A 12,043-nucleotide genomic window follows, 5' to 3' on the forward strand; every position below is an offset into this window, starting at 1 on the left:
CCCCATCCCGGGGCGGGGGCCCGATCACCAAACTTGTCGCCATGAGAGCACTTGTTGCGGCTCCGGCCCTGGTCGGCGCGTACGGCGTCGCCCGCATCCTCGACGGTCTCGACGGCAGCCGGGGACCCGGCCCGGCCTGGACCATGGGGCACCTGTTCTTCCTGGCCGCGTTGGTCCTCTTCGTGTGGATCTTCGGGCGGCTCCGGACGATGGCCGGCGGCGGGCTGACCGCCACGGCGGGATACATCGCCGGTCTCGCCGGTGCGCTGGCGCTGGCCGCGCAGTTCACGATCGACATCGTGGTCGGCTTCCTGTCCGCCGACCACGACGCGATGGGGCCGCGCTTCGACGCCGTCAAGGCGATCCCCGGCGTCGAACCGGTCGTCTACACCGTCGTGCCGTTGCTGTTCTACGTGGGCATGGTCACGCTGGTGGCCCGGCTCGCGTCCCAGCGGCGGGTGCCGTGGTGGAGCGCGACGCTGGTGCTCGTGCAGGCCGTGCTCCCGCTGGTGAGCAAGGACCTGATCCCGCTGGGAGCCGCGCTGCTCCTGCTGGCCTTCGTGCCGCTGATGCGCGTGCGGCCCGCGCGGCCGGTCGCGCTCGCGCGTAGCCCGTTCTGAACTGCGTTGTCCTGAACTGCGCCGTTCCGAACTGGGCTGTTCCGAACTGCGCTGTTCCGAACTGCGCTGTTCAGAACTGGGCCCTTCCGGACGCGAGGGTCAGAGCCGGGGACGGGCGCCGAGGTTGGAGATGCACCTGGCGGCGAGGGCGTTGCCCGCCGCCAGCGCCTCGGCGGCCGGCTTGCCGTCGAGCCAGACGGGCAGGAAACCCGCGCTGAAGGCGTCACCGGCGCCGGTGCCGTCCACCACGCGGTCGACGACCTCGGCGGACGCGCGGACCGGCTCGGGACGGCTGTTGGAGTACCAGAGCGAGCCCTCGGCGTTGAGCTTGATCACGACCTGCGGGAACCAGGCGGTCAGCACCTTCGCCGCGGCGGCGGGGTCGTCCCTGCCGGTGAGCACCTTGGCCTGGTCGCCGTTGGCGAACAGCAGCTTCGCGCCGTCGGTCCACTCCAGGAAGGGCTCGGCGCCGGTCCGCTCCAGCGGAGCGGAGGAGGCGCAGTCCACGGAGATCGACATGCCGGCGCGGCGGGCCATGTCGAGCGCGGCGAGGCCGGCGTCGCGCGACCCCTCGTTGATCAGCGTGTAGCCCGACATGTGCAGGTGGCCGCCGGAGGCGAACAGGTCGCGCGGCAGATCCTCGGGCGACAGCGCGGCGTTGGCGCCGGGGTCGGACAGCATGGTCCGTTCGCCCTTGTGCGTGACGAGCACGACGCAGGTGCCGGTCGGCCGCTCGGGGTCCATGACGAGCCGGGCGTCCACGCCGTACCCCATGAGCTCCATGTCGCGGTTGCGGCCGGTGATGTCGGCGCCGCGGCGGCCGATGAAGGCCACTTCCGAGCCCTCCACGGCGAGCCAGGAGGCGATGTTGGCGCCGGAGCCGCCGCCGTGCATCGTCACGACGGCCGGGGTGTCGCTCGCCCTGGCAAGAGGGAACTTCGCGCGGGCGACCGCGTCGGTCATGAGATCGCCCACCACGACGACCCGCGTCATGATGTCACCACCTTGCCAACTGCTAGTGGAGGCGAGCCATGCCCTGGGAGGGGCGGCGTCCTCTCCGTGCTGTGAGGCTGACGTCCAGAAACCTAACAGCTTCCAGGGGTGTCGTGGGGTGGAGAGCGGACAGACGGGCACAGTCGATGCACAAGCGTTGCCCAATTCGTCGCGTCGCGGCTGGTAGATCCCCTATAAGCGGTCTCGCGAGATGGGCCCCTCAGTCGTAAGCAATCTCTCAATACAGGTCAAGCCAGGCACCGCTAGCCTCGATTGCGTGCACCCTCAGTACCCCGCCCACTGGGAGGCGGACGTCGTGCTGTCGGACGGCGGCACCGCGCACGTCCGCCCGATCAGGCCGGACGACGCCGGCATGCTGCGCTCGTTCTACTCACGCCTGTCCGCGGAGTCCATCTACTTCCGCTACTTCGGGCCACGGCCGCGGCTGACCGATAAGGACGTGGTCTGGTTCACCAACGTCGACTACGACAATCGGGTCGCCCTCATCGCCACGATCGGCACCGAGATGGTCGCGGTCGTACGGTACGACCGGGTGCAGCCGCGCGACCACGCCGAGGTGGCCTTCCTCGTCGAGGACGCCCACCAGGGCAGGGGCGTGGCCTCGGTGCTCATGGAGCACCTGCGGGCCGCCGCGCGCGAGCGCGGGATCAAGACGTTCATCGCGGACGTGCTGCCGGGCAACCACCGGATGATGGGCCTGTTCCGTCAGGCGGGCTACACGGCGCAGAGCCAGTTCGAGGACGGCGTCGTGCGGATGACGCTCGACCTGTCCAGCACCGAGACCGCGCTGGAGGTCCGGCTCGCCCGCGAGCACCGCGCCGAGGCGCGCTCGATCGCGCGCCTGCTGACGCCGGAGTCGGTCGCGGTCATCGGCGCGAGCCGCGAACCGGGCGGAATCGGCCAGACGGTCCTGCGCAACCTGCTCGCGGCCGACTTCACCGGGCCCGTCTACCCCGTCCACCGGCACGTACGGGCCGTGGCCGGCGTCCGGGCCTACCGCAACGTGTCCGCGATCGACGGCGAGGTGGACCTCGCCGTGCTGGCGGTCCCCGCCGAGGGCGTGCTCGAACTGGTCGAGGAGTGCGCGCGGAAGGGCGTCAAGGGCCTGGTCGTGCTCTCCTCGGGGTTCGGCGAGACCGGTCCGGAGGGCCGGGCACGCCAGGAGGAGCTGGTCCACATCGCCCGGGGGTACGGCATGCGGGTGGTGGGGCCCAACTGCCTGGGCATCGCCAACACCGACCCCGCCGTACGGCTCAACGCGACGCTCGCGGCGACCCTGCCGGGGCGGGGGAGGGTCGGGTTCTTCAGCCAGTCGGGCGCGCTCGGCACCGCACTGCTGCAGCGCGTGGCGCAGCGCGGCATGGGCATCTCGACGTTCGTCTCGGCCGGCAACCGGGCCGACGTGTCCGGCAACGACCTCCTCCAATACTGGGAGGAGGACCCCGCGACCGACGTGATCCTGCTGTACCTGGAGTCCATCGGGAACCCGCGCAAGTTCACCCGGCTGGCCCGGCGGATCTCCCGGTCCAAGCCGATCGTGGTGGTCAAGTCGCGCGGCGTCCCCGGCGGGCACCGCGCGCCGGTGCTCGCGCTGCCCGACACCGCGCTCAGCTCGCTGTTCGCGCAGGCCGGGGTCATCCGGGTGGACGACCTGGTGCAGCTGTTCGACGTCGCCGAGCTCCTGGCGCACCAGCCGCTGCCGGCCGGGCCCCGGGTGGGCGTGGTCGGCAACTCCGACGCGCTCACGCTGCTCGCCGAGGAGGCCTGCGCGGGCGCGGGCCTGGAGCCGCGCCCGCCGGTCAACCTCGGCGCCCAGGCCGGCGCGGGAGAGTTCGCCGAGGCGTTGCGGAGCGTCCTGCCCGAGGTGGACGCCGCCGTCGCGATCTACATGCCGCCGATCCCGGGCGACTGCCGCGAGGTGGCCGAGGCGCTGCTGGAGGCCGCGCGGGAGTCGGGAAAGCCGGTGCTGGCCACCTTCCAGGGACAACTGGGCATGCCCGCGGAGCTGCGGGTGCCGGGCGGCCCCGGCGACGAGTCCCCCCAGCGGGGGTCGATCCCGTCGTACCCCGCCCCGGAGGAGGCGGTCCGCGCGCTGGCCCACGTGGTGCGCTACGCCCACTGGCGCCGGCAGCCCCCGGGCACGGTGCCGTACGTCGAGGGGATCGACACGGCGGCGGCGCGGCGGATCGTCGCCGCCACACTGACCGAAGAGGGGGCGGACGGCGAGGAGCGGGAGATCGACGCGACCGCGCTGCTGGCCTGCCACGGCATCGAGGTGTGGCCGGCTCACGTCGCGGCCGACGCCGAGGAGGCCGTCGCCACCGCCGAGCGGATCGGGTGGCCCGTCGTGGTCAAGTCGGCCGACCCCGAGGACGCCCGCCGCGCCGGCACCGTGCGCATCGGGCTCACCGAGCCCGCCGGGGTCCGGCAGGCGTACGCGGACCTCGCGGCCCTGCTCGGGCCGGACACCCCGCTCGCGGTGCAGCGCATGGCGCCGCAGCCTTCGGTGCCGACCGTCGTCGGCGTGGCCCAGGACCGCTACTTCGGCGGGGTCGTCACGTTCGGCCTCGGCGAGGTCACCGCCCGGCTGCTCGGCGACCAGGCCTACCGCCTGGCGCCGCTGACCGCGGAGGACGCGGCCGGGCTGGTGCGGTCGGTCCGCGCCGCGCCGCTGCTGTTCGGCGAGTACGGCTACCAGGCGGTGGCCGTGGAGGCGCTGGAGGAACTGCTGGTGCGGGTGGGACTGCTGGCCGACGCCCTGCCCGAGGTCGCCCGGATGGACCTCGACCAGGTCCTGGTGAACGCGACGGGAGTGGCCGTGCTGGGGGCGCGGGCCGTGCTGCGGCCGGTCACGGCGCTGCGCCCCGACGTCGGCCCCCGGCGGCTGAGCTGATCGGCCGGGCGCCGGGACCCGGGCGGAAAACCCGTACCGCCGGGGTGTGAAACAGGTGTCCCTTACAGGGCAGGATGGACCCATGAGGGAAACCCGAGTCTCCGCCGCGGGCTTGCGCGAGGCCATAGATCGCAGCGGCTACTACCCGGATCTGGTGGCCGACGCCGTCGACTCCGCGCTCGGCAACGAGCAGGTCACGGCGTACGTCGTGCATCACGAGGCCACGTTCGACCCGGCGATGGAGGTGCGCAGGCACGTCACGGTCCTGGTTCTTTCGCCCACGCGGCTGCTGGTCTGCCACACCGACGAGCACCCGCCCGCCGAGGGCATGCCCGCCTCGCACGCCTCCACCACCACCGAGGCGGTGCGGCTCAGCCGCATCCAGTCGGTCGCCGTGACCAGGGTCGTGCCCGACCCGGCGGCGTACGTGCCGGGCGTCCCCCCGACGGAGGTCACGCTGACGATCGGCTGGGGCGCGATCTCCCACGTCGATCTCGAACCGGCGACCTGCGGCGACGAGAACTGCGAGGCCGACCACGGCTACACCGGCGCGATCACGGCCGACGACCTGTCCCTCCGGGTCAGCGAGGCGGCCGACGGCCCCGAGGCCGTCACCCACGTGCTGGCCTTCGCGAAGGCCCTGTCGGAGGCCACCGCCAAGACGGCGACCTAGGTGTCCTGACCACACTTCCTGACCGCCCTCCTCGAGCCGCCGGGAGGCGACGTGATCAACCCCCAGCCCCCTGCGACGTCCGCCGTGACGCCCTCGGGGGCGTCGCCCACGGCGTCTCCCGCGGTGCCGCCGGCCGCGCCCGTGCCGTACGTGCCCGCGTACGGCACGGCCTCGCTGGCCGATCTGCCGGGCTCTCTGCTCGCCTCCCTCGGGCTGCCGGGCGCCGCGAGACTGGCGCTGGAACCGGCCGCCCGGGTGTGCCTGTTCCTCGTGGACGGCCTCGGGGCCGAGCTCCTGGCCGCGCATCCGGGCGCCGCGCCGTTCCTGTCGGCCCATCTGCGCGGGACGCTCACGGCCGGCTTCCCCTCCTCGACCCCCATCAGCCTGGCCACCCTGGGCACCGGCGCTCCTCCCGGGGAGCACGGCATGCTCGGCAGCCAGCTGGCCGTCCCGGGGGAGGGCCGGCTGTTCAACTGCCTGCGCTGGGTGCCGCCGGTCGACCCGGAGGTGTGGCAGCCCCTGCCGACGGTCTACGAACGCATGGCGGCGGCGGGGGTCGAGCCCGTCTACGTGGCGCCCGCCTGGTTCGACGGCACCGGGCTGACCCGCGCCGTCTACCGGGGCATGCGCCACTGGGCCGCCGACAGCGTCGACGAGCGCGTCGAGGCCGTGCGGCGGGCGCTGCGCGAGACCTCCTTTGTCACCGTCTACTACGGCGAGGTCGACCGTGCCGGCCACTTCCATGGGTGGGGCGGCGGGGAGTGGCTCGAACAGGTCGCCGTGGTGGACCGGATGGCCGAGCGCATCGCCGAGGCGTTGCCGCCTGGCGCGGTCCTGTACGTCACGGCCGACCACGGCATGGTCAACGCCAGTGACAAGGTGGACGTGGACCTGCGCCCCGACCTTCGGGAGGGCGTGCTCATGCTGGGTGGTGAGGCCCGCGCGCGGCACGTCTACACCTCCCCCGGCGCGGCGGGTGCGGTGCTGGAGACCTGGCGGGAGGTCCTGCGCGGGCGCGCCTGGGTGGTCACCCGTGAGGAGGCCGTCGCCGCGGGCTGGTTCGGCCGCCGCGTCCGCCGCGAGTGGCTCGGCCGCATCGGCGACGTGGTGGCCGTGCCGTACGGCGAGTGCGTGATCGTGGCCTCGGCCGGCGAGCCGGTGGAGTCGTCGATGATCGGCTACCACGGCTCGCTGACCTCCGCCGAGCAGAACGTCCCGCTGGCGGAGATCCGCCGCTGACGCCTCCGCGAGATCCGCCGGGGGCACCGGCGGCGGGGATGCGCCGGCGCCGGCCCGCCGCACGGCACAATGGCTGCGGCACCGTCCGACACCGACCGAAGGCGAGGAGATGGCATGAGCCCGCTGATCACTCCTGAGGAGCTCGCCGCGATCGGCGACGCCGTGATCCTCGACGTCCGGTGGCGGCTGGGCGGCCCGCCCGGCATCGAGGCGTACCGCGAGGGCCACGTCCCCGGCGCGGTCTTCTGCGACCTCGACGCCGACCTCGCCGCCCCGCCCGGACCCGCCGGACGGCATCCGCTGCCCGCGCCCGAGGCGTTCCAGGAGGCGATGCGCCGCCTCGGGGTGTCGCAGGCCCGGCCGGTGGTCGTCTACGACGACGCCGACTCGACGGCGGCGGCCAGGGCCTGGTGGACGTTGCGCTACTTCGGTCACGGCGACGTGCGCGTCCTCGACGGCGGGCTGCGGGCCTGGACGCGGGCCGGGTTGCCGGTGACCAAGGAGGAAGGGCCCGTGCCGCCCGGCGACTTCACGGCGCGGCCGGAAGGGATGCCGGTGCTCGGCGCCGGCGAGGCCGCCGCGCTGGCGGCCGACGGCGTGCTGCTCGACGCCAGGGCGGCCGAGCGCTACCGGGGCGAGGTGGAGCCGGTGGACCCGGTCGCCGGGCACATCCCCGGCGCGGTCAGCGCCCCGACCGGTGAGAACGTCGAGCCCGGCGGGCGGTTCCACACCAGGGAGTTCCTCCGCGAGCGCTTCAACAGCCTCGGCGCGGTCGAGGGCGTGCCCGTCGGCGCGTACTGCGGGTCCGGGGTCACGGCCGCCCACGAGGTGCTCGCGCTGGAGATCGCCGGGCTGCCGGCGGCCCTGTACGTCGGCTCGTGGTCCAACTGGGTCGCCGACCCCGGCAGGCCCGTCGCGACCGGCTGACGGGGCGTCACGCGGTGGTCCCGGCGGGCGAGCGTCAGGACCTGTGGGCGGGAGCCGCACCGACCCAACGGCGATAGGCGTCCATGTCGACGTTGCCGCCGCACACGACGGTGACCACGTGCCGGCCGGCGAAGCGGTCGCGATCCTCGAGGATCGCCGCGATGCCGAGCGCGGCCGACGGTTCGACGACGAGGCCGGCGTGGTCGAGGAGCATCCGCATGCCGGCGATGATCGACGCCTCCCGGACCAGGACGCAGTCGTCGGCGACCACGAGGAGGTCGTCCAGGACGGCCGGGATGGGGCGCCGACCGGCGACGCCGTCGGCGATGGTGTCGGCCGAATCTGTGGTGACGACGCGCCGTCGGCGCCACGAGTGTGTCATCGCCGGTGCGCCCAGCGGCTGGACGCAGATCACCTCGACTTCGGGCGCCGAGGACTTCACCACATGACCCACACCGGTGGCCAGCGCCCCGCCGCCGAGAGCGATCAGGACGGCGTCGAACGAGGGCACGGTGTTCACCAGCTCCAGGCCGATGGTCGCCGCGCCTTCGCAGGTCTCGATGTCCAGGCTGTCTTCGACCAGGCGGATGCCGTCGTACCGCGCGACGTCCGCCGCCCGCTCGCGAGCCATGTCGAAGTCGCCGTCCACCAGCTCCAGCCTGGCGTCCAGCGCGCGGATCCGATCAAGCTTGGCCGCGGGCGCGAAGCGGGATGCCACGACGGTGACGTCGAGCCCCCGGCCGCGACCGGACCAGGCGAGGGCCTGACCGAGGTTGCCCGCGCTGGCGCACACCGCGGCCCGCGAGCCGTTCCCCGCGAGCAGGCTCGCGACCACCTCGGTGCCTCGGGCCTTGAAGCTGCGCACCGGGTTCGCCGTTTCGAGCTTGACGCTCACCGCGCACCCGAGGGCGGGCTCCAGCGCCTCGCAGCGGTAGAGCGGAGTGTCGAGGAAAACCGGGTCGATCACATGGCGAGCCGCCCGGATCCGAGCGGTGTCGAGGCGCGTCTCCTGCACGGCACAGCAGCGTAGCCCCGCCGGCGCTGCTCGGTCCGGGGTGAACGCCCGGCGTGGGCTCGTCGGTGGGCCGGCACCGGCGGAGAGGGCATGCCGTGCCGTGACCGAGATGGGACACGAGGGGGTCAGCCGGTGCCGAAGGGCGCGTCGCCGGCTCCGAAGCACACGAAGCCCGGCACGGCCGTCTTCTCGGAGGCCCGGGCCAGCGCCTCGGCGGGGGAGCGGCCCTCGGCCAGCAGCGTGTGGAAGATCGTCATGAGCGCCAGAGCCTCGTCGTCGCGTACCGGCACCACCCCGGCCACCACGCACCCCGCCACTCCGCTGTGCGCGGCGCGGTCGAGGAAGGCCCCGGCGAGGCCCAGCGCCGCGCCGTCCACCGGGGCGTGCGCCATCCCGGCGTCGCAGGCCGACAACACGACGAGGCGGGGGATCCGCTGCGCGGTCAGCAGGTCGTAGGCCATGAGCGGCCCGTCGTCCAGCGTGATCCGCGACAGCATGGGCCCGCGCGGGGTGAACATCCCGTGGGCGGCGACGTGGAGCACGTCGGCCAGCTCCAGCGCGCGGAGCACCTCCGCCCTGGTGGCGCCGACGCGCCGTGCCCGCGCGTGCGCGGCGGCGACCATGTCGGCCTCGGCGGCGGCGTGGTCGAGCCCCGGTCCCGCGACCGACAGCACCAGAGGGGCCCCGGCCGGCCCGGGGCGCGGAGCGAGCCATCCGGCGGCGTCGGCCGCCACCGACACCGGCCGCCCGCGCAGCGAGGGAAGCAGCGGCCAGGGCAGCGTGCACAGCGCTCCGGTGGGCACGACCGTCACCCGCCCGCCGGGCGGGCTCCCCGCGCGGGTGAGCGTGCCGGGACCGGACAGGAGAACGCGGTCGAGCGCGGACAGCTCGTGGGCGACCGCGTCGCCGGCCGCTCCTCGAGGGGCGTCCGCGTCGCCCGGGGTGTCGCGCAGATTGCGGCGGCGCAGGCCGTACCGGATCCGCACGGTCGCCTCCACCGCGGCCTGGTAGGAGCCGAGCGCGCGCAGCGCACAGCCTTGCGGGCCGGCCGTGACGGCGAACAGGTCGTCGCCGCGCCGCACCAGCTCCACCAGGATCCCCGCCCCGGCGGGCGGGGCGCCGGGCGTCCGGAACACGGGAGCCGTCGCGCCGCGCACGACCGCCCGGCATCGCTCGGCCCATTCGAGCACCGTCCGGGCGTCTCCCGTCCGTCCGGCCCGGTCGAGGGCGATCTCCCGGCCGAGCTCGGCGAGGTCCTCGGCCGGCCGTGCCGCGTGCACCCGCAGTTCCGCGTCCCGCGCTGTGTCCCCCGCTGTGCCCCCCGTCGCGTCCAGCGCTGTGTCCCCCGCCGTGCCGTGGTCACGCGTCCCGGCGTCGTGCACGGCCTCGATGCCCCGTGCCGCGGCCGCCAGGGCCCGGTCGAGGTCCCCGTCCAGGCGGTGCCGCATCGCCGCCGCGTGCCAGCGTACGAGGGGGCGCGTGGCGCCGGCCGCGACGAGGTCGAGCTGGGCGCGGGCACGTGTGATCACGCCCAGACGTACGGCGGCAGCGGCGGCGGTGAGCCGCAGGGCCGCCGAGGCCCCCGGCCAGCCGCACGTCGCGAGGTCGTCGGCGCAGGTGATCAGTTCGGTGACCAGGCCGGGGAGGCCCTCGCGTGCGCCGGGACCGGCCGGCGAGGCGGTCGCCGTGGTCCGCGCGAGGCGGGCTCGCAGGACGACCTCCCTGGCGAGGGGCAGCCAGGCCGTCCTGCCCTGCGCGTCCAGCTCGGCCAGCGCGGTGCGCGCCGTCGTCTCGGCCAGCGTGGCGTCCCCGGCGAGGAGCGCGGCCTGGGCGAGCAGCAGCCGCGCACCGGGGACCGCCGCCTGCGCCCCGGCCGCGACCAGCTCCGGAACGGCCTGTTCGAGCAGCGTGCGCGCCTCGCCGGGCAGCCGCGCCGCCACCAGCGCCTCGGCGAAGTCCGTGCGCATCGCGGCGAGCCGTTCCGGGTAGCCGAACAGCGTGGCCTCGGCCGCCCGGTACCGCCTGAAGGCGGCGGCGACGTCGCCGCGCCGCGCGGACACGAAGGGCAGGTTGCCCTCCGCCAGCATCGCGACGTGGTCCAGCCCCGCCGACCTCGCGACCCGGGCGCATTCGGCCAGGTCGGCCTCGGCCTCGCCGTACCGTTCGAGGTAGGCGTGGGCGAGGCCGCGGTTCAGCAGCCCGCCCGCCCGGAAGCGGGGATCGTCGTCCAGCAGGCCGACCGCCCGGTCGCAGTGCCGCACGGCCTCCTCGTGCCGTCCCAGCAGGATCAGGGCGACCGACCGCTGCACGCCGAGCCTGGCCAGGTCCGTTCCCACGAGATCCCGCTCGGCGAGGTCGGCGAGGCGCAGCCCGCCCTCGGGGTCGCCGAGCTGGGCCCGGACCGTGACGAGCGACATCCGGGCCTGCGCCACGCGGCGCGGGAACCCGTGCCCCGCCGCGATAGCCTCCTCCAGCCGCTCCCCGGCGAGTTCGAGGTCGCCCAGTTCGCGGGCCGCGAGCGCCGCCGCGCGCAGCGCCACCGAGACCGCCTCGCCGTACGCGTCCGCGGGTCCCGGCCGCCCGGTCAGGTCCAGTACGGCTCTCGCCTCCGCGAGTGCCAGCCGGGGGTCGGTCCCGGACAGCCGCACGGCGGCCTCGGCTCTGTCCAACGGGGTCATGAGCGAACGTGGATCCAGCGGGTGAAGACGGGTGCATGGCCGGGCCGGTGGCAGACCACGCTGACCCATCCCGGCGGCAGGCCGGCCACCGCGAAGTGACCGCTGCCGGAGGGCACGCGGACCTTGCCGATGTGCGGGGTGCGCACCTCGATCCTGGTGTCCGGACCGGGGGCGGGGGACACCTGACCGGCCACTTCCATCCGCCCGCCGCTCACGGTCGTCTCGACGTCGATGACCAGGCCGTCCGCGCTGAACCTGCGGACACCGGACTGCGCCGTCCCGTCCGCGGAGCGGGCCCCCGGCGGCACGGCGACGTCGACCGGCGCGGCGGGCACACCCCCGGGCACCCGCAGGCCGAAGACCGCCCGGGCGGCGGCCGACACGCCTTCGGGCACCGGATCGGCGCCCGCTCCCATGCGCAGGGCGGCCAGCAGGTATTCCTCCCTCATCGGGCCTCCTCCTCGACGAGGGCGCGCAGGCGGGCCATGCAGCGGGCCCGGGTGGGGCCGATGCTGCCGACCGGCAGGTCGAGCCGGACCGCTATCTGGGCGTACCTCGCCTCGGGGTGGAGCACGTAGAGGCGGATGAGCGACCGGCACGGCTCTCCGAGCAGGTCGAGTCTGCGCCACACCTGCCTGCCGAAGTCGGCGTCCACCACCGCAGCCGTCGGATCGGGGAGCGCCGTGTCCGGCACGTCCAGGTCGGCGGCGACCTCCCCGCGGGCCCTGCGGCTGAGCCGGGCCGCCTCGCGCCGTGTCGTGGTGACGAGCCACGCGCCGATACGTCCGGGGTCGCGGATCGCGTCCGCGTTCTCCACGAGCCGGAGCCAGGCGCCCTGCACGGCGTCGGCGGCGTCGGCGGCGCTCAGCCCGAACGCCCGGGCGACCGCCCACATCCTGCCGTCGAACCGGGCGACCAGGTCCTCCCAGGCGGCCTGGTCGATGGTGGCGAACGAGTTGTCTGTCGGCATACGTCACTCTGCGC

Annotated in this window: 10 protein-coding genes; 5 read left to right on the forward strand and 5 right to left on the reverse strand. The window is 74.8% G+C overall.

What is annotated here, in order from left to right:
• Positions 1–41: 41 nt before the first annotated feature.
• Positions 42–620 (forward strand): hypothetical protein, encoded by a 579-nt coding sequence (locus HHX41_RS25160; protein WP_182907957.1) that lies wholly within the window; start codon positions 42–44, stop codon positions 618–620.
• A gap of 99 nt (positions 621–719) precedes the next feature.
• On the opposite strand, the gene HHX41_RS25165 is transcribed toward HHX41_RS25160, so the two are convergent.
• A complete protein-coding gene (locus tag HHX41_RS25165) occupies positions 720–1,613 on the reverse strand; it encodes a carbohydrate kinase family protein (RefSeq protein WP_169984595.1) in 894 nt (297 codons plus the stop codon).
• A gap of 277 nt (positions 1,614–1,890) precedes the next feature.
• Here HHX41_RS25165 and HHX41_RS25170 point away from each other — a divergent pair, with 277 nt between their 5' ends.
• The 4 genes from HHX41_RS25170 (at position 1,891) to HHX41_RS25185 (ending at position 7,366) form a co-directional block, all read left to right on the forward strand.
• Entirely contained in the window at positions 1,891–4,527 is a 2,637-nt protein-coding gene (locus HHX41_RS25170) for a GNAT family N-acetyltransferase (protein WP_310742165.1), read from the forward strand.
• 82 nt (positions 4,528–4,609) lie between these two features.
• Positions 4,610–5,200, forward strand: a complete 591-nt coding sequence (locus HHX41_RS25175; protein ID WP_169984593.1) for a DUF5998 family protein — start codon at positions 4,610–4,612, stop codon at positions 5,198–5,200.
• A gap of 123 nt (positions 5,201–5,323) precedes the next feature.
• Positions 5,324–6,439 (forward strand): alkaline phosphatase family protein, encoded by a 1,116-nt coding sequence (locus HHX41_RS25180; protein ID WP_182907986.1) that lies wholly within the window; start codon positions 5,324–5,326, stop codon positions 6,437–6,439.
• Between the two features lie 114 nt (positions 6,440–6,553).
• Entirely contained in the window at positions 6,554–7,366 is an 813-nt protein-coding gene (locus tag HHX41_RS25185; RefSeq protein ID WP_169984592.1) for a sulfurtransferase, read from the forward strand.
• A gap of 34 nt (positions 7,367–7,400) precedes the next feature.
• Here HHX41_RS25185 and HHX41_RS25190 read toward each other — a convergent pair whose 3' ends face one another.
• The 4 genes from HHX41_RS25190 to HHX41_RS25205 all read right to left on the reverse strand — a co-directional run bounded on the left by HHX41_RS25190 (position 7,401) and on the right by HHX41_RS25205 (position 12,029).
• Positions 7,401–8,381, reverse strand: a complete 981-nt coding sequence (locus HHX41_RS25190) for a threonine/serine dehydratase (protein WP_182907958.1) — start codon at positions 8,379–8,381, stop codon at positions 7,401–7,403.
• A gap of 125 nt (positions 8,382–8,506) precedes the next feature.
• Complete coding sequence (locus tag HHX41_RS41935; RefSeq protein ID WP_182907959.1) at positions 8,507–11,059, reverse strand: CHAT domain-containing protein; 2,553 nt, start codon at positions 11,057–11,059, stop codon at positions 8,507–8,509.
• Positions 11,056–11,508 carry a hypothetical protein gene (locus tag HHX41_RS25200; protein WP_182907960.1) on the reverse strand — a complete coding sequence of 151 codons (453 nt, stop codon included), beginning with the start codon at positions 11,506–11,508 and terminating at the stop codon, positions 11,056–11,058. The genes HHX41_RS41935 and HHX41_RS25200 overlap by 4 nt, the downstream gene beginning before the upstream one ends.
• Positions 11,505–12,029 carry an RNA polymerase sigma factor gene (locus HHX41_RS25205; protein ID WP_169984588.1) on the reverse strand — a complete coding sequence of 175 codons (525 nt, stop codon included), beginning with the start codon at positions 12,027–12,029 and terminating at the stop codon, positions 11,505–11,507. The genes HHX41_RS25200 and HHX41_RS25205 overlap by 4 nt, the downstream gene beginning before the upstream one ends.
• Positions 12,030–12,043 lie beyond the last annotated feature (14 nt).

The organism is Microbispora sp. H13382 (assembly GCF_014161445.1).
GTDB lineage: Bacteria > Actinomycetota > Actinomycetes > Streptosporangiales > Streptosporangiaceae > Microbispora.